Source organism: Saccharothrix isguenensis (genome assembly GCF_052936305.1).
On sequence record NZ_CP193626.1, the window covers coordinates 35,490 to 52,716 of the forward strand.

Genomic DNA, 17,227 nt, shown 5'->3' on the forward strand with positions numbered 1-17,227 from the left:
GGGACTAGCTGGGCAGTCTGGTCGACAGGTACCCGCGGACCAGGGCCTTGGCCTCGTCCAGGATCCGCTGGTCGCCGGCCGCGTCCCGGCGGAACGCCAGGTTCAGCACGCCGTCCGCCGCTTCCACCGCGATCGAGATCGGCAGCTGGAGCTCGCCGAGCGGGATGTCGAACTTGGCCGAGATCATCTCCGCGATCCGGTCGGAGATGACGGTGTTGTTGTCGCGCCGGTCGTCCAGCAACCGCAGGTCGACCACGTCACCGAAGTGCAGCTTCGAGAACGCGGGCACCTCGCGGTGCATCGACACGTACACGTCGAAGATCGAGTCGACCGCGTCCCACCAGTGGTCGAGCGTGGTGGAGGTGAACCGGCCGTCCACCGTCTGGATGAACTTCTCCAGGTTGCGCAGGGTCAGCGCCTGCACGACCGCGCGCTTGTCCGGGAAGAACTGGTACAGCGAGCCGACCGCGACACCCGCGCGCTCGGCGATCAGTGTCGTGGTGACTCCGTCGTAGCCGACCTCCTCGATGAGCTGTGCGCAGGCCTCGAGCATCCGCTCGACGCGCTTGGCGCTGCGCTGCTGCACCGGCTGGCGGCGCAACGGGGTCGTACTGGTCACGGCGACTCCTGCGGAATGGGTGGCGGGTCTCCATAGTGCCCGGTCGCGGACCTCTCCACTTCACTTCACGCCACAACACGCCTACGATCCGAATGACTTTCATGTTTCAGGAGGCTGGCGTGACCTTCTCCCCCGACTTCCCCGGCGCCGACGACTTCCTCTGGGGTGTGTCCACCTCCGCCTTCCAGATCGAAGGCGCCTTCGCCGCCGCCGGCCGGCAGCCGTCCGGCTGGGACGCGTTCCCGGCTTTCGAGGGCCAGGACGCCTCCGTGGCGTGCGACCACTACCACCGCTACCGCGAGGACGTCGCGCTCATGCGGTCGCTCGGCGTCGGCGCTTACCGCTTCTCCCTGTCGTGGCCGCGCGTGCTCGCCGGCGACCTGGCGTTCTACGACCGGCTGGTGGACGAGTTGCTGGCGTCCGACATCGCGCCCGTCGTCACGCTGTACCACTGGGACACGCCGCTGGCCCTGGAAGAAGCGGGCGGCTGGCTCGCCCGCGACACCGCGCACCGGTTCGCCGAGTACGCCGCCAGGGTCGCCGAACGCCTGGCCGACCGGGTCGCGATGTGGATCCCGATCAACGAGCCCGCCATGGTGACGCTGCTCGGGTACGCCATCGGCCGGCACTCGCCGGGCAAGACCCTGCTGTACGACGCGCTGCCGACCGCGCACCACCTGAACCTGGCGCACGGGCTCGCGGTGCAGGCGTTGCGTGCCGCCGGAGCGCGCGCTGTGGGCACCGCCAACAACCACACGCCCGCGTGGCCGGCGAGTCCGGCCGATGTCGAGGCGGCCGAGGCTTACGCCGATCTGCACAACTGGCTCTACGCCGATGCGCAGCTGGCGGGGCGTTACCCGGACTCGCTGGTCGACCGCTTGCCGATCGTGGACGGCGACCTGGCGATCGTCTCCCAGCCGCTGGACTTCTACGGCGTCAACTACTACAACCCGACCCGGCTGCGGACACCGTCCGAGCGCAACCCGCTGCCGTTCGAGCTGGTGGACATCGACGAGTACCCGAAGACGGGCTTCGGCTGGCCGGTCGTGCCGTCCGGGCTGTCGGAGGTGATCGCCTCGCTGCGAGATCGCTTCGTCGACTTGCCGCCGGTGTACGTGACGGAGAGCGGGTGCAGCTACCCGCACTCGCAGGACGACACCGAGCGGATCGAGTACCTGGACGGGCACATCGAGGAGGCCCTCAAGGCGGACGTCCGCGGGTACTTCGTGTGGTCCCTGATGGACAACTTCGAGTGGGACTCCGGGTACTCGCAGCGGTTCGGCCTGGTCCACGTCGACTACGCGACGCAGCGGCGCACGCCGCGTGCCTCGTTCGAGTGGTACCGCGATCGGATCAGGCGGTGACCACGGAAGCGCTTGCGGAACCGGTCGTCCCGGTCCGCCGGTCGTGGATGACGTGGCTGTTCCTGGCCAACCTCGGGCTGTGGCTGGCCATCTACGCGCCCATCCAGGTGCTGCTGCCGCAGCAGGCCGAGCTGGTCGACGCGGCCGGTAAGGAAGCGGTGTTCGGCCTGGTCACGGGCGTGGGCGCGGTGGTGGCGCTGATCGCGAACCCGCTGATCGGGCTGTCGTCGGACCGCACCACGTCCCGGTTCGGGCGGCGGCACCCGTGGACGCTGGCCGGTGCGCTGGTCGGCGCGGCCGGGCTTGCGGTGCTGTCGTCGGCGTCCACCACCGGGGTGATGGTGCTCGGGTGGTGCCTGGTGCAGGCCGGGTTGAACGGGATGCTCGCCAGCCTCACCTCCGCCGTCCCCGACCGGGTGCCGGTACGGCAGCGGGCGAAGGTCGGCGGGCTGGTCGGCGTCTCGCAGATGCTCGGCACGGTCCTGGGCGCGGTCGTGGTGACGGTGCTCGTCAGCGGCCTGGCACCGGGCTACCTGGCGTGCGCGGTCCTCGTCGTGGCGGGCGCGTCGGCCTTCGTGCTGATCACACCGGACGTGCGGCTGCCGCTCGTCGCACGGCCGCCGCTGCGGTGGCGTGAGCTGTGGGTGTCGCCGAGGCGGCACCCCGACTTCGCCTGGGCCTGGTGCGCCCACTTCATGATCAACCTGGGCAACGCGTTCGGCACGCTCTACCTGCTCTACTTCCTCGGCGACGCTGTCCGGCACCCGTCACCCGAGGACGGCCTGCTGGTGTTGATGCTGCTCTACGGCGTGGCACTGGCGATCGGCGCGTTCGTCGTCGGCGCCCACTCGGACCGGACCGGCCGACGCAAGCCGTACGTGCTGATGGCCGCCGGCGCGATGGCGGTGGCGGCGCTGATCCTCGCCGCCTGGCCCACGTGGACCGCGGCACTGGTCGCGGCGCCGCTGCTCGGGGTCGGGTTCGGCGGGTACTGGGCGGTGGCGTTGGCCCTGTTGACGCAGGTCCTGCCCGCCGCGTCGGACCGCGCGAAGGACCTCGGGGTGCTGAACATCGCCAACTCCCTGCCCCAGGTGATCGCTCCGCTGCTGACGACGTTCGTGCTCGCGTCGCTCGGCGGGTACCGGGGCTTGTTCGCGGTGTCCGCGGTCGCCACGCTGTGCGCGGCACTACTGGTGAGCCGGGTTCGATCGGTGGCTTAGGGGGTTTCGTTGCGGTTGGCGGGAAAGACGGTCGTGGTGACCGGTGCGTCGCAGGGCATCGGCGCCGCGACGGCGTGGACGCTCGCGGGGCGTGGATCGGTTGTCGTCCTCGTGGCGCGGAGCGGTGAAGCGCTGGACGAGCAGGTCGAGCGGATCACGGCGACCGGTGGGCGTGCGGTCGCGCTGCCGGCGGATCTCGCGGATGTCGACCAGATCCGCGCGCTCGCCGAACGGGTGCGCGACGAGGTGGGCGTCCCGGACGTGCTGGTGAACAACGCCGGCGTCGGCCGGTGGCTGTTCCTGGACGACACCCCGACCCCCGAACTGGCCGGGATGGTCGCCCTCCCGTTCACCGCGGCACTGCACCTGACCAGGGAGTTCCTGCCGGGGATGCGGGCACGTGGTTCGGGCCGGGTGGTGAACGTGAACTCACCGGTGTCCCGGCTGCCGATCCCGGGCGCGACCGGGTACGCGGCGGCCCGCTACGCGTTGCGGGGGATGACGGCGGCGCTGCGGCTGGACCTGCGCGGCACCGGGATCGGGGTGAGCGAGGTCGTGCCGGGCAAGGTGAGCAGCCGGTACTTCGTCAACAACCCCGGCGCGGAGGACCGCATCCCGGCCGTGGCCAGGCTCATCCCGACCGTGACGCCGCAGGACGTGGCGGCGCGGATCGCGTCGGCGGTGGAGCGGGAACGGGACGAAGTGGTGTTCCCGTGGCAGTTGAAGGCGTTCGACGTGGCCGGGCGGCTCTTCCCCGGGCTGACCTCGTACCTGACCTGGCGGACCGGAACGCACCGCTGAGCCGCCGACCATGCCAACGGCCCCGATGTCCGCGCGGGAGGTGCGGACATCGGGGCCGAAGTGGTGCCCGCGGACCAGTGTCGGTCGGGGAGGGAAGGTGTGCACAACACCGGCCCGCGGCTGTCTGTGTAGTTGTCCGAACGGTGGAGCTGTCGAACTGCCCGAACTCTCCGAGCGGTGGAGCTGTTAGCTGGCCGGCGGTCCGTTCGTCGCGGTCGGGGGTTCGCACGTCCCGGACCGCCGGCCAGTAGGCGGCTGCTCGACCTGGTCGCGTCGGGGGAACGACAGGTCGGGACCGCCCGTTAATGGGCTCGGGCCACCACTCCCCGGCGTGTCCTGGTGACCGGAGGGGTCACCGGCGCCGAACGGAGGTGCCGAGCCGGGCGCGGGGCCAAACCGCCCGCGACCAGGTGTTCGTACGCGGCGCGCCACACCGAGCACGGGCTCTTCTGCTGCCGCCAACGACCGGAGCACTCGGGGCAGTTGCCCTTCTCGTCCGGTTCGTGCGCGGCGAGCAGCGCCCGCCAACCCTCGGTCAGCCGAGGGAGCTCGGAACGTGCCACCGACAGGAGGGACGGGGCGTCGGCTTCGTTGGCCAGCTCTGTGAGCAGGTCCAACCGCTCCCACACCGCGTTGCGAAGAACTTGTCCGAGGATCTCGTCCACCGAAACGTCACCGTCACCTTTCCGCCTGCTCGGCGGCCTCACGTAGCGCGGCCCTGAGTTGTACGAGTTGGTCGGCCGAAAGGACCGCCGTCTCACCCGGCGGACCGACCAGGACCACGCGGCCCCGCTCGACCAGCACGGTGAGGCAGCGCTCCCGGTCGACCACGTCGCTGCAGCGGATACGCCACCAGCGACGCTGCCCGGTCGTGCCGCGCCATCCGGAGCCGAGGTCGGTCGGCTCCTGGACGGACAGGGAAGCCGGAGTGGGCGCGACCGCGGCGACGGCGGGCGACGTCGGTCCACCAGTGGTGGTCACCGCCCGCTCGATCAGGTCCACGGCCATGTTCCTCTCCGTACTCACTCGCTTACCGGAACCCAGATTGCGATGATTCAACCCGGATCGGGACGTCATAGCGGTAGCCGGTGGCCGTTCCACGGTAAGCGGTCAGTGGAGTTCGGCAGAGCCGATCAGCCTCGCCGATCGGTACTTCTCGTGGTCGGGGAAGTGCCCCTACTCTGCCGTTGACGCCCAAAGGACTGTGAGGGGGCGCAATTGAACACCATCGGTTCGCCGAGCTCTCCTGTTACACCAGACGTCTGGGACCAGCAGGAGATGCGGGACGCCTTGGCCAGACGGGAGATCAGCGCGGTCTACCGGCTGCTCCGCAGGCATGGGGTCTCGCAGCGCCAGATCGCGGCGCTCACGGGCCAGTCGCAGTCCGAAGTCTCGGAGATCCTCAAGGGACGCCAGGTCATGGCCTACGACGTCCTGGCCCGGATCGCCGCCGGCTTGGGTGTCCCAAGGGGGTACATGGGTCTCGCTTACGACGAGGCCACGGCAGTGAGGGTGGCCGCGACCGCGGAGTCACCCCATTCTGAGGAGGACGAGTCGGTGAAGCGAAGGAAGTTCCTCGCGCACGCCGCCGCCATCACCGTCGGCGCGGCCGTGTTCGGTACGGACTCCGGGTCTTGGGCTTCATCGCCCGCGCAGACTCCGGCCCCAGGCCGCATCGGCATGACCGATGTCCGACAGGTCGAAGCGGCCACCAGGGCTTTGCGCACGTTGGACTACCAGTACGGCGGCGGTTCCTGCCGCGACGCGGTCGTGGCGCAGCTGTCGTGGGGGCAGCAGATGCTCGGCGCGAACGCCACCGACCTGGTCCGGGAGCGGCTCTACGTCGCGCTCGCCGACCTGCACAACCTGGCCGGCTGGACCTCGTTCGACACCGGTCTGTACGACTCGGCCCGCAACCACTTCGGCCAGGCCCTCGGGCTGGCGAAGCAGGGGCGCAAGGAAGAGCTCGTGGCGAACATCCTGTACCGGATGGGCCGCGTCTACCTGCACCAGAACGCCCCGGACGACGCGTTGAAGGTGTTCCAGCTCGGCCAGCTGGCCGCGCAGAACTCCGGCTCCGAGCTGGCCGTGGGCATCCTCTGCGCGAACGAGGCCTGGGCCTACGCGAAGATGGGCTCCGACGACCAGGCGATGAAGCTGCTCGGCCGCGCGCGCGACGAGTTCGCCCGCGCGAACATCGGCGAGGCGCCCGCCTGGGCGAAGTTCTTCGACGCGAACGACCTGTCCGCGATGATCGGCACGGTGCACACCGAGCTGGCGCAGACCGTGGACCCGAAGTACACGCGCACGGCGGTGCCCGCGCTGACCAAGGCCATCGGTGGCTACGGCGAGGACATGTCCCGCAGCCGGTCGTTCAACCTCACCTCGTTGTCGATCAACCACCTGCTGGACGGCGACATCGACCACGGCGCCCGGCTGGGACGCCAGGCGATCGAGCTGTCCGAGGGCCTGAAGTCGGTCCGCACGAAGGACCGGATGAAGCCGCTCCAGCATGAAGCGGAGAAGCGCCGCAACAACCCCGACGCCCGTGAGCTGGCCGAACGCCTGGCCAAGTTCACCGGCAATGACAGCGCGGCCTGAGCCAGGAGGAGTCGGGCTCCTGGACGGCAGGTTCACCCCCGCCGCGTTGACCGCCGTGCTGGAACGGCTGTGCGCGCAGCTGGGGTTGGCACACCGCGGTGCGAGGCTCGTGAAGTTCACCAGCAACGCCGTGTTCGACCTGCCCGTCGACCGGGTCGTGGTCCGGATCGTCGGCTCGATGAACCTGCGCCACCGGGCGCGGAAGGTGGTCCAGGTCGCGCGGTGGCTCGCGTCGCACGACGTGCCGGCGGTCCGGTTGGTGGAGGACGTGCCGCAGCCGTTGGCCGTGGGCGACCACCTGGCCACCTTGTGGCACACGGTGCCGTCCGGCGGCACCCCCGTCGACGGCCGTGACCTGGGTCGGGTGTTGCGCCAGGTGCACGGGCTGCCCGTGCCGGAGTTCGCGTTGCCGCGGTGGGCACCCTTGGACGACGTGCACCGCAGGATCGCCGACGCCGAGGAGCTGTCCGCGCCGGACCGCCGGTTCCTGGAGGACCGGTGCGCCGAGGCGGAGGACCGCCTGGCCGGTCTGCGGACCGTGCTGCCGCCGGGTGTGCTGCACGGCGACGCGCACCTCGGCAACCTGATCGCCAGCCCGGACGGCCCGGTGATCTGCGACTTCGACTCGACCAGCGTCGGGCCGCGGGAGTGGGACCTGAGCACCCTGCCGGTCGGCGTCGCCCGCTTCGGCCACCCCGCCGAGTGGTACCGGCAGCTCGCCGACGAGTACGGGTTCGACGTCACGAGGTGGTCCGGTTTCCCGGTGTTGCGCGAGGTCAGGGAGTTGAAGCTGACCACGAGCGTGCTGCCGATCATGCGCAGCCACCCGGACGTCCGGGACGAGCTGCACCGCCGGCTCAAGGCTCTCCGTGCCGGTGACACCACGACCCGGTGGACCCCTTATCGCTGAACCGGGGGATGTCGGGCACGAACCGGTAACGCTCGGCGCACGTTTGACGAATGACGCATCGACGGGATGCTGGACGCGGTCGGGCGAGGTGCACGTGGTCGGAAACCTGTTGGGTGTGCGGCGGCTGAGCGCGCGGCGCGCGATGAAGGCCGCCCGGATGTTGGACGAGGTCGTGGACACCCAGCTGCCGCTGCTCGCGTCGTTCGACGAGCCGCGCCGCCGCCGGTCCGCGGACTACCTGGCCGAGCTGGTGAAGCTCGCGCACGACTACCGGTACTACGCGAACGGCTGGATCGACGCCAAGGAACTCGAACGGCGCGGCAAGGACGCGATGGCGGAGCTGACCCGGCTGCGCGGTGAGGACTCTTCTGCGCGGGTGATCACCGAGTAGGACGTTCGGCGCAGCTCGTCGCACCGAACGGACCACTTGTCGATGGCCGTCGCGCGGTACCCGGGCCTTCCGCGTTCTTGCGGCCGAGTCGCCGATCAGACGACTTGGGCGCGCGAGAGGACGACGGCGAGTCCGAAGGCGATGCCCATGATGGCCAGTTCCACCGCCGCCCAGCCGACGATCGCCGTGGCCTTGTGCTGGGCGATGTGGGGCAGCAGGCGCCACCGGATGTTCGCGCCCAGGACCGCCAGGAGGCCGGCGCACACGACCTTGGCCACCAGGACCAGGCCGTACGAGGTGGTGAAGAGGGATCCGGGCAGGGAGACGACCGGGTTCAGCACCAGCTCCAGCACGCCGTTGAACAGGCCCGTCGCGGACACCAGGATCAGCGCCACCGTGGCGAGCTTCGAGAACTTCGGCAGCGCGTCGGCCAGCAGCCCCCGCCGGTGGGCCACCAGCACGACCAACGCAGCCAGGCCGCCGGTCCACGCCGCCGCGCCCAGCACGTGCAGCTCCATCGAGATCATCGAGTAGTCGTGGTACTTCCAGTTCGACGCGTGACCGGTCACCGGTAGCGGCAGCAGCCCGAACATCGAGATCAGGATGCGCAGCTCCGCGGGCACCGATTCGCCCCGGCGCACCGCCATCACGCCGATCCACAGGTACACCAACGCGCACACCGCGCTGAACAGGAGCCCCTGCCCGGCGCCGACGCGCTGCACGTAGTCCACGACCATCGGCATGGTCAGGTCGGCGTCCGGCCGCGTCTCGTACGCCCGGATCACGATCGACAGCAGCGCGGTGAACGCCCACACGGCGGCGGCGACCACGGCGGCCGGCCGCGCGATGCGCATCACCGGTTCGGTCAGGGCGGGGCGGCTGAACCCGAGCAGCTTGGGCAGCAGCGACAGCCCCACCACGATCGTCGCGGCCAGGTCCAGCAGCGTCCGCACCAGCGGGTGGGCGAACCGGACCACCACCCCCGGCTCCGTCACGCCCACCGTCTCCGGTGTCGTGGACAGGCCGAGGCCCAGGAACACGCCGAGGGCGCCGCCCGCCAGCAGGCCGCCGACGACCCACTGCCTGGTCGTCGGGGTGGTGGTCCGGTTCACCGTCATCGCCTGTCGCTCTCCTTGACGCCGCCGCCGCGCAGCGCGAGGAACACGCCGCCGCCCAGCAGCACCACCGCGCCCAGGATCCACACCCAGATGGGCACGCCACCGCCGTCCGCCGGCGCGGACGGGTCCGCTTCCGGCTTCGGCGCGGGTGTGCCGTCGCCCGCCTTGGTGAGGGTGAACTTGAGCGAACCCGTCACCGGGTGCCCGTCCGCCGACAGGACGCGGTAGCCGATCGTGTACTCGGCGGCCGGTCCCAGCGGGCGGACGGGGAAGACCACGGTGTTGTTCTTGACCGTCGGCTCGCCCTCCGCCTCCCAGCGCGTGCCCTCGGGACCGGTGACGGTGACCGTGTTGAACTTCTCCCCGGCCTGGACGGGCTGGTCGAAGGTCAGCGTGATCTCCGCCGGTCCGGACTCCAGCTGCGACCCGTCCTTCGGGTCGCTGCTGACCAGCACGTTGTGCGCGAACGCGGGTGTGGCCGTGCCCAGCACGACCGCGCCCGCGACGAGGCCGGTCAGCAGCAGCGAGACGACGCGGTTCATGCCGTCGGCTTGCCCGCGCGACGGGACCGCAGCACGGCGCCCGCACCCAACCCGAGGCCGAGCGCGCCGACCGCGAGACCGGCGCCGCCGAGCCAGCGGGCCGTGTCGTCGGTCGCCGCCGCCGCTTCCGTGGCGTGGCTGTCGTCGGCGACCGGTGTGGCGGTGGCGTGGTCGTCGCCCTTCGCGGCGACCAGCTTCAGCACGGGCGCGGGGCGTTCCGGCTCGTCGGCGCCGTCGGCGGGCGGCGGGGCGTTCCAGTCCACGACCTCACCGCTGTCGTACGTCTGCTTGGTCGGCAGCACCAGCTGGTCGGTGTTGTCCGGCAGCGGTCCGATGGACACGTCGAACTCGTTGAACTGCCCCGGCTCGATCCGGTTGCCCGCGTCGGCGGTCCACGTGACGGTGCGGACCGCCTCGGTGACCTCCCGGCCGTGGCTCTTGACCGGCGTGGCCAGCTTCTCCTTGACCGCCTCGACCTTCCAGCCGGGCGTCGGCTTGGTGCTGACCGACGCCAGCGGGTACTCGGCGGGCAGGGTCAGTTCGAGCTTCACCGTGCCCGCGTCGGGGCGTTCGTTGGGGACGCGGAGGGTCACCTTGGTGTACCCGCCCTTCACCGCGTCCTTCGGCGTGGACGCGGTGACGTGCGCGGACGCCGGGCCGGCCGTGGTCAGGGCGAGGATCGCGGCGGTCGCGAGCACGGCGCCGCCCTTGGCGAGCGTGCGCGCGCCAAATCGATGTGTCGACATGAAGTTGTGGCTCCTGAGACCTGAGAGGTGTGCTGGGGGACTCGGGCGATCAGGAGCGAGGAGGGCCGCGGCGGCCGTGCACCCGCCGCATCAGCACGCCGACCAGCGTGTTCGCCGACGACGCCGGGGTGGGGCACCACAGCGCGCCGGCCGGCACGAGCGGCGCGTGCGGCGGCGGGACCAGCCGGGAGACGGCGCCGACCAGCGCGTGCAGCGCGGCGTCGGCCCTGGCCAGCAGCAGGCCGGTGAGGAGCGCGGCGACCACGTGCGCGGCGGTCATGACGACCGGGCTGAACCCGATGCCGGGCCCGTCGGCGGTGTGGTGGCCGAGGTTGAGCAGGGCGTGCTGCCCGAGCTGGGCGACGCCGAGCGTGACCAGGATCGTCCAGGGGCGACGCCCGCGTTCGGCGATCGAGGCGCCGGCGAACGCGACCAGCAGCGTCAACGGCAGCGCGGGGGCGAACTCCGTGACCGAACCGCCGGCCGCGCCGTGCGCGGCGACGCTGAGCGCGGCGGACGTCACAGCCAGCAGGACCGCCCGCGCGAAGCGGGTGGGAGCGGGCCGTCGGGTCACACCTCAGAGAGTAGGAGGTCGCGCGTCACCCAGGGGAGTCCCCTCGGTCCAGCTCGCGTTTGCGCTACTCCGTTCGAGGGTATGGGGTACCCGTGACGATCGAGAGCAAACCTGTGGAAGAACCTTTGCCCGGTGAACCGAGGGCCGACCGACCCGCGCGCACGGACCGGGTCGTGTTCGGTGTCGCCGCCGTGGTCGCGCTCGGGTTCGTCGGGTGGGGGATCCTCGGCACGGATTCCCTCGCGATCGCGTCCAAAACGGCTTTGAACTGGGTCATCAGCCACCTGGGCTGGGCTTTCGTGCTCACCGCGTCCGGCTTCGTGCTGTTCGCCCTGTGGTTGGCGGTGAGCCGCTACGGCCGCATCCCGCTGGGCCGCGACGACGAGGAACCGGAGTTCCGCACGGTCTCGTGGGTGGCGATGATGTTCAGCGCCGGCATGGGCATCGGCCTGATGTTCTACGGCGTGAACGAGCCGCTGTCGCACTTCGTGAAGCCGCCGCCGGGCACCGTCGAAGCGGCCTCGGACGAAGCCGTGCAGACCGCGATGGCCACCACCCTGTTCCACTGGACGCTGCACCCGTGGGCGATCTACGCGGTGGTCGGCCTGGCGATCGCCTACGGCAGCTTCCGCCGCGGTCGCAGCCAGCTGATCAGCTCGGCGTTCGCGCCGCTGCTCGGCCGGCGCCGCGTCGAGGGCGGCGCGGGCAAGGCGATCGACGTGCTGGCGATCTTCGCCACCCTGTTCGGGTCGGCCACGTCGCTCGGCTTGGGCGCGTTGCAGATCGGCAGTGGCCTGCAGGTGGCCGGCTGGCTGGGCGAGGTCGGCAACGGCATCGTCGTCGGCGTCATCGCGGTGCTGACCACAGCGTTCGTCGCCTCGGCGGTGTCCGGTGTGGCCAAGGGCATCCAGTGGCTGTCGAACATCAACATGGTGCTGGCCCTGGTGCTGGCCGTGTTCGTGTTCGTGGTCGGGCCGACGGTGTTCGTGCTGAACCTGGTGCCCACCGCGATCGGCGACTACTTCCGCGAGCTGGCCGACATGGCCGGCCGCACCGCCGCGTCCGGTGGCGACGCGACCGAGGCCTGGCTGTCGGGCTGGACGATCTTCTACTGGGCGTGGTGGATCTCGTGGACGCCGTTCGTCGGCATGTTCATCGCCCGGATCAGCCGTGGCCGCACGATCCGGCAGTTCGTGGCCGGCGTGATCGGCGTGCCCAGCCTCGTGAGCCTCGCCTGGTTCTGCGTCTTCGGCGGCACGGCGATCTTCATGCAGCGGTCCGGCGCGGACATCGCGGGCGCGTCCTCGGCGGAGGGGCAGCTGTTCGGGCTGCTCGACCAGTTCCCGCTGGCCCCCGTCGCCGGCGTGCTGGTGATGCTGCTGGTGGCGATCTTCTTCGTGTCCGGCGCGGACGCCGCGTCCGTGGTGATGGGCACGCTGTCGCAGCGCGGTTCGATCCGTCCGTCGAAGCCGGTGGTCGTGTTCTGGGGTGTGCTCACCGGTGTGGTCGCGGCGGTGATGCTGCTGATCGGCGGCACCAGCGCGCTGACCGGCCTGCAGAACCTGACCATCATCGCCGCGCTGCCGTTCATGCTGGTCATGGTGGGGCTGTGCGTGTCGCTGGCCCGTGACCTGCGCAGCGACCCGATGATCCGGCGCGAGGAACGGGTCGCCGAGGTGATGGAGGAGGTCACCTCGCAGTACCGCCCGAACGGCGAGGGGCCAGGCGACGGACCGGAGGACGCCGCCTACCGGGCGGTGGAGCAGGTCACACGCCGAGGCGTTTGAGCAGGTCCGCTTCCAACCCGTCCAGATCGGCCGAGACGGCGCGGTGTGCGGCTCTGCGCCGCGGTGCCGGCATGCGTTCCGCTGCCCGCACCGCGGCCAAGAGCTGCGCCAGGCGCCTCTCGGTGCTCTCCACGTACGTCCGCTCGGTGTCCCGCAACTGGTCGAGCGCCTCGCTGAACCCGGCGATCCGGGCGTGCAGGCTCGCGCCCCTGCCCGAGTACCGGGTGAGCTGGTCGACCGGGATGCCGAGCCGCGCGGCCCGGTAGTGGTCGTAGCGGTCGCTCAGCAGGGCGGCGGCGCGGGCGGCCATCGGCGCCATCACCGGGATCAACACCGGCGCCAGCACCTTGGCCACGCCGACGAGGTTCTTCGCCCTGCCCGGGGTGAAACCCTTGCTCTTCTCACGCGCCATGGCCGTGCCCCTGTTCGCCGAGGTACCAACAGCAGACCCTAGAGCCGTTCCGGGAAAAGATCGACTCGACTCCGCGAGGTTGCCGGTACGAGCACCGACCCGGCGTCATACGCTGCACCGGTGACTTCCCAGGTGCAGCTCGACGCCGGCGTGGTCACTCGTTGCCGGCGGCGGGTGCACCTCGAACACGATCCGACCATGCGCGACGTGCCCAGGCTGCCGCCGGATCCCACGGGTCAGCAGCGCAAGGCCGACGCGGTCGAACACCGGCGCGGAGTCGCCACGGCGCTGGGCCGGGTCGTCGGGTCCGACCTGATGGAGATCCCTCAGGACGTCCCGTCGGCCGACCGCGAACGCGTGACGGCCGCCGCGATGCAGGCCGGCGTGCCGTTCATCTGGGGCGCCGCCCTGCCCCGCGACCCGCTCGGCGGCCGGCGAGGCGGCATCGACCTGCTGGTGAAGGAGACCACCGGGTACGTGCCGGTGCTCGTGGTCCGGCACAAGGTCAGCGACCCCGGCCAGGGCGCCCGCACGTCACCGCTGTCCTACCCGCTGCCGGGCGGCGCGCGGGTCGACCCGCTGCGCAAGGTCCGGCCGCAGCCGCGCGACCAGCTCCGGCTGGCGCACGCGCAGCGGCAGCTCCAGGCGTCCGGGTTCGCCGCCCACGGGCGGGCGACCGGCGGCGTCATCGGCATGGACGCCGACGTGGTCGTGTGGCACGACCTGGAAGCGCCGAACTGGCCCGGCGGCAAGAGCGCGCTGTCCGAGTACGACACCCGGTTCTCCGACCGGCTCTCCGTGGCGTCGGCCGCAGCCACCGGCGCCGACCCGCTGGCCCGCCCGTCCCGGATCGTGGAGTGCCGCAGCTGCCCGTGGTGGTCGGTGTGCGAGGAAGACCTGAAGACCGCCCGTGACGTCAGCCTCGTGGTGCGCGGAGAGGACGCCGTGGCGCTGCGCAAGGTCGGCGTCGGCACGGTCGACGACCTGGCCGCGCTGGACCCGGACGAGCAGGCGATCCCCCTGGTCGGGATGCTGCACTCGGACGCCGTCATCCTGGCCCGCGCCTGGCTGCGCGACCTGACCGTGGTCCGCCGCGTGTCCCGCATGGACGTGCCGCGCGCGGACGTCGAGGTCGACGTGGACATGGAGAGCTTCGGCGACCTGGGCGCGTACATGTGGGGCTGCTGGCTGTCCGGGCAGGACGTCGGCGAGGAGCACGGCTACCGGGCGTTCGCCACCTGGGACCCGCTGCCGTGCGGCGACGAGGCCCGCTCGTTCGCCGAGTTCTGGTCCTGGCTGACGGGCGTGCGGCTGCGGGCCCGCGCGCGCGGGCTCTCGTTCAAGGCGTACTGCTACAACGAGCTCGCGGAGAACCGCTGGCTGCTGGGGTCGGCCGAGCGGTTCAAGGGGCAGCCCGGCATCCCCGCGGTGGCGCAGGTGCGGGAGTTCATCTCGTCCGACTCGTGGGTCGACCTGTTCGGCATCGTGCGGGAGCAGTTCCTGTGCGCCCACGGCAAGGGCCTGAAGACCATCGCCCCGGTCGCCGGGTTCCGCTGGCGCGACCCGGAGGCCGGCGGCGAGAACTCGATGCGCTGGTACCGCGACGCCGTGGGCATGGACGGCCACCCGCCGAACCCCGCCCAGCGCCGCCGGCTGCTGGAGTACAACGAGGACGACGTCCGCGCCACCCACACCTTGCGGTTGTGGATGACGTCGGACGCCATGGACGACCTGCCCTTCGCGGGCGACCTGTAGAGCGTTAGCGCGGCGCCATCCTCAAAGCCCCGTCCATGCGGATGACCTCGCCGTTCAGGTAGTCGTGCTCCACGATCGACACGGCCAGCCGCGCGTACTCGTCCGGCAGCGCCAAGCGCTTCGGGAACGGCACGCCCGCCGCGAGACCCGCCCGGATGTCGTCGGACACGGTCGCCAGCATCGGCGTGTCCACGATGCCCGGCGCGATCGTCATCACCCGCACCCCGACCGACGCCAGGTCACGCGCCGCCGGCAGCGTCATGCCGACCACGGCCGCCTTCGAGGCCGCGTACGCGACCTGCCCGATCTGCCCGTCGAACGCCGCGATCGACGCCGTGTTGACCACCACGCCGCGCTGCCCGTGCTCCAGCGCCTCGGTCTTGCCCATCGCCGCCGCACCGAGCCTCAGCACGTTGAACGTGCCCACCAGGTTGACGTCGATGACCTTCCGGTACAGGTCGAGCGGGTGCGGACCCGACTTGCCGACCGTCCGGCTCGACGGGCCGATACCAGCGCAGTTCACCACGATCCGCAGCGGCGGACCGGAACCGGCGGCCGTGTCGACCGCGGCCTGGACGTCGTCCTCCGACGTGACGTCCGCCGCGAGATAGGTGACGCCCTCGACTTCCTGGGCGTTCTCGATCGAGAGGTCCAACGCGAACACCGTCGCACCACGTGCCGCCAGAGCCCGTGCGGCCGCGTTGCCCAGCCCGGACGCGCCACCGGTGACGATTGCCGCCGTACCCGAGATCTCCATGCATCCTCCTGTCCTGGCCCAGGAGGTTAACGGTCGTTCAGCTCCCGGCGCTCGGAGAAGTGGAGCAATGCGACCAACGGCACGGCCGCGAGCAGCGCCAGACCCACGAACAGCAGCCCGATCACGACCAGTTCCATACCCACTGACAGTGCCCGCATCCAGCCGGAACCGCGTCGTCCACGAGGGGTGTTTCGACGTGCACCCAGGGGACTACCGACCTCACTCTCCGCATACAGCTGGAGTTTGACCCACGGCCAACTTCGGCTGACACCGTCACCTGCATGTTCGTCCGGCGGATCGCGGTCGTGGGAACGGGTTACGTGGGCCTGACGACGGGGGCGTGCCTGGCATCCCTCGGTCATCGGGTCGTGTGCGCGGACGTGGACGCGCTGAAGGTCGCCCGGCTGCGCGTCGGGCAGGTCGACATCCTCGAACCAGACCTCGCCGACCTGGTCGTGGCGGGCCAGTCCGCGGGCCGGCTGGCGTTCGTGGAGGGCGCGCGGCACGCCGTCGCCGAGGCCGAGGTGGTGTTCCTGTGCCTGCCCACGCCCATGGGGGCGGGCGGCGCGGCGGACCTCAGCGCGGTGGAAGCGGTGGCCGAGGAGATCCGCGGCGTCCTCCCTTACGGCGCGATCGTCGTGTGCAAGTCGACCGTCCCGGTGGGCACGTCGGTCAAGGTCGCGGACCTCCTCGGGCGGGAGGACGTCGCCGTCGTCTCGAACCCCGAGTTCCTCCGGGAGGGCAGCGCGGTCCACGACTTCCTGCACCCCGACCGGATCGTGGTCGGCTCGGACTCGCCGCAGGCCGCCGAACGGGTCGGCGCGCTGTTCACCAGGCTCGGCGCACCCACCGTGCTGATGGACGCGGCCAGCGCCGAGATGGTCAAGTACGCGGCCAACTGCTTCCTCGCGATGAAGCTGTCCTACGTCAACGCGGTCGCCGAGCTGTGCGAACTGGTCGGCGCGGACGTCACGTCGGTGACCGAGGGCATGGGCTACGACAAGCGCATCGGCCAGTCGTTCCTCAAGCCCGGACCCGGCTGGGGTGGTTCGTGCCTGCCCAAGGACACGCACGCCATGGTGCGGATCGCGGACGCCGTGGGCGTCGACTTCTCGCTGGTCAAGGCCACTATCGAGACGAACGCGCGTCAGCAGCGGCGGGTGGTGGAGAAGATCCGCCGGGCGGTCGGGTCGCTGGCCGGTTCCCGGATCGGCGTGCTCGGGCTGGCGTTCAAGGCGGGCACGAACGACCTGCGCGACTCGCCCGCGTTGGCGGTGGCGGAGCTGCTCGCGTTCGAGGGCGCGGAGCTGGTGGCGCACGACCCGGAGATCACCCGGCCGTTGGTGGGCATGACGGTGGTCGACTCGCCTTACACGGCGGCGCGCGGGGCGGACGCCGTGGTGCTGCTCACCGAGTGGCCGGAGTTCCGGGCGTTGGACTGGACGCTGATGGCGTCCCTGATGTCCGGTTCGACGGTGCTGGACACGCGCAACCACCTCGACCCGGACGCGTTGACGCGCGCCGGCCTGGTGCTGCACGGGCTCGGACGCGAATTGCGGGTGCGTGACCAGGCGGTGTGACGATGAGTCGTGTTCAGCCGATCTTCAGGATGCGATCTAGTTAGCCGGGG

General features: G+C 71.1%; 18 protein-coding genes. 9 read left to right on the forward strand and 9 right to left on the reverse strand.

The features are described 5' to 3' along the window. Nucleotides 1-4: 4 nt before the first annotated feature. Nucleotides 5-619 (reverse strand): TetR family transcriptional regulator, encoded by a 615-nt coding sequence (locus tag ACRAKI_RS00170; protein ID WP_447005014.1) that lies wholly within the window; start codon nt 617-619, stop codon nt 5-7. A 119-nt stretch (nt 620-738) separates the two neighbouring features. Here ACRAKI_RS00170 and ACRAKI_RS00175 point away from each other — a divergent pair, with 119 nt between their 5' ends. The 3 genes from ACRAKI_RS00175 to ACRAKI_RS00185 are packed head-to-tail and all read left to right on the forward strand — an operon-like array spanning nt 739 to nt 4,004. Further along, the gene (locus tag ACRAKI_RS00175; protein ID WP_447005015.1) at nt 739-1,983 is read left to right on the forward strand and encodes a glycoside hydrolase family 1 protein; all 1,245 of its coding nucleotides are present in this window, start codon (nt 739-741) and stop codon (nt 1,981-1,983) included. A gap of 47 nt (nt 1,984-2,030) precedes the next feature. Further along, complete coding sequence (locus ACRAKI_RS00180; RefSeq protein WP_447008612.1) at nt 2,031-3,203, forward strand: MFS transporter; 1,173 nt, start codon at nt 2,031-2,033, stop codon at nt 3,201-3,203. Nucleotides 3,204-3,212: 9 nt separating this feature from the next. Further along, a complete protein-coding gene (locus tag ACRAKI_RS00185) occupies nt 3,213-4,004 on the forward strand; it encodes an SDR family NAD(P)-dependent oxidoreductase (RefSeq protein ID WP_447005016.1) in 792 nt (263 codons plus the stop codon). Nucleotides 4,005-4,306: 302 nt separating this feature from the next. Here the strand turns inward: ACRAKI_RS00185 and ACRAKI_RS00190 are convergent, their stop codons facing one another. Both ACRAKI_RS00190 and ACRAKI_RS00195 read right to left on the reverse strand, forming a co-directional pair. Further along, the gene (locus ACRAKI_RS00190; protein ID WP_184926698.1) at nt 4,307-4,669 is read right to left on the reverse strand and encodes a hypothetical protein; all 363 of its coding nucleotides are present in this window, start codon (nt 4,667-4,669) and stop codon (nt 4,307-4,309) included. A gap of 13 nt (nt 4,670-4,682) precedes the next feature. Then, nucleotides 4,683-5,012 carry a hypothetical protein gene (locus ACRAKI_RS00195; protein WP_447005017.1) on the reverse strand — a complete coding sequence of 110 codons (330 nt, stop codon included), beginning with the start codon at nt 5,010-5,012 and terminating at the stop codon, nt 4,683-4,685. Nucleotides 5,013-5,282: 270 nt separating this feature from the next. Here ACRAKI_RS00195 and ACRAKI_RS00200 point away from each other — a divergent pair, with 270 nt between their 5' ends. The 3 genes from ACRAKI_RS00200 (at nt 5,283) to ACRAKI_RS00210 (ending at nt 7,906) form a co-directional block, all read left to right on the forward strand. Further along, a complete protein-coding gene (locus ACRAKI_RS00200) occupies nt 5,283-6,605 on the forward strand; it encodes a helix-turn-helix domain-containing protein (RefSeq protein ID WP_447005018.1) in 1,323 nt (440 codons plus the stop codon). After that, on the forward strand, nt 6,589-7,515 hold the full coding sequence (locus ACRAKI_RS00205; RefSeq protein ID WP_447005019.1) for a phosphotransferase family protein: 927 nt from the start codon (nt 6,589-6,591) through the stop codon (nt 7,513-7,515). Before ACRAKI_RS00200 ends, ACRAKI_RS00205 begins: the two co-directional genes overlap by 17 nt. A 94-nt stretch (nt 7,516-7,609) precedes the next feature. Then, nucleotides 7,610-7,906, forward strand: coding sequence for a hypothetical protein (locus ACRAKI_RS00210; protein ID WP_447005020.1), 297 nt, complete (start codon nt 7,610-7,612; stop codon nt 7,904-7,906). A 95-nt stretch (nt 7,907-8,001) separates the two neighbouring features. On the opposite strand, the gene ACRAKI_RS00215 is transcribed toward ACRAKI_RS00210, so the two are convergent. From ACRAKI_RS00215 to ACRAKI_RS00230, 4 genes are read right to left on the reverse strand one after another with little or no spacing between them, the layout of a single operon-like run. Then, nucleotides 8,002-9,024: a copper resistance D family protein gene (locus tag ACRAKI_RS00215; RefSeq protein ID WP_447005021.1), complete on the reverse strand. Its 1,023-nt coding sequence runs from the start codon at nt 9,022-9,024 to the stop codon at nt 8,002-8,004. Next, nucleotides 9,021-9,566 carry a copper resistance CopC family protein gene (locus ACRAKI_RS00220; RefSeq protein ID WP_447005022.1) on the reverse strand — a complete coding sequence of 182 codons (546 nt, stop codon included), beginning with the start codon at nt 9,564-9,566 and terminating at the stop codon, nt 9,021-9,023. Before ACRAKI_RS00220 ends, ACRAKI_RS00215 begins: the two co-directional genes overlap by 4 nt. Further along, nucleotides 9,563-10,312 (reverse strand): YcnI family copper-binding membrane protein, encoded by a 750-nt coding sequence (locus ACRAKI_RS00225; protein WP_447005023.1) that lies wholly within the window; start codon nt 10,310-10,312, stop codon nt 9,563-9,565. Before ACRAKI_RS00225 ends, ACRAKI_RS00220 begins: the two co-directional genes overlap by 4 nt. A 49-nt stretch (nt 10,313-10,361) precedes the next feature. After that, nucleotides 10,362-10,886 (reverse strand): hypothetical protein, encoded by a 525-nt coding sequence (locus tag ACRAKI_RS00230; RefSeq protein WP_447005024.1) that lies wholly within the window; start codon nt 10,884-10,886, stop codon nt 10,362-10,364. Nucleotides 10,887-10,999: 113 nt separating this feature from the next. Between ACRAKI_RS00230 and ACRAKI_RS00235 the strand changes: the two genes are divergently transcribed. Further along, entirely contained in the window at nt 11,000-12,673 is a 1,674-nt protein-coding gene (locus ACRAKI_RS00235; protein ID WP_447005025.1) for a BCCT family transporter, read from the forward strand. Here the strand turns inward: ACRAKI_RS00235 and ACRAKI_RS00240 are convergent. Beyond that, the gene (locus ACRAKI_RS00240; RefSeq protein ID WP_447005026.1) at nt 12,654-13,085 is read right to left on the reverse strand and encodes a DUF6474 family protein; all 432 of its coding nucleotides are present in this window, start codon (nt 13,083-13,085) and stop codon (nt 12,654-12,656) included. The genes ACRAKI_RS00235 and ACRAKI_RS00240 overlap by 20 nt on opposite strands. 120 nt (nt 13,086-13,205) lie before the next feature. On the opposite strand from ACRAKI_RS00240, the gene ACRAKI_RS00245 reads away from it, so the two are divergent. After that, on the forward strand, nt 13,206-14,840 hold the full coding sequence (locus tag ACRAKI_RS00245) for a TM0106 family RecB-like putative nuclease (RefSeq protein WP_447005027.1): 1,635 nt from the start codon (nt 13,206-13,208) through the stop codon (nt 14,838-14,840). Nucleotides 14,841-14,844: 4 nt separating this feature from the next. On the opposite strand, the gene ACRAKI_RS00250 is transcribed toward ACRAKI_RS00245, so the two are convergent. After that, nucleotides 14,845-15,597 carry an SDR family NAD(P)-dependent oxidoreductase gene (locus tag ACRAKI_RS00250; protein WP_447005028.1) on the reverse strand — a complete coding sequence of 251 codons (753 nt, stop codon included), beginning with the start codon at nt 15,595-15,597 and terminating at the stop codon, nt 14,845-14,847. A 281-nt stretch (nt 15,598-15,878) separates the two neighbouring features. On the opposite strand from ACRAKI_RS00250, the gene ACRAKI_RS00255 reads away from it, so the two are divergent. Beyond that, a complete protein-coding gene (locus tag ACRAKI_RS00255) occupies nt 15,879-17,177 on the forward strand; it encodes a UDP-glucose dehydrogenase family protein (RefSeq protein ID WP_447005029.1) in 1,299 nt (432 codons plus the stop codon). The last annotated feature ends 50 nt before the right edge of the window (nt 17,178-17,227 follow it).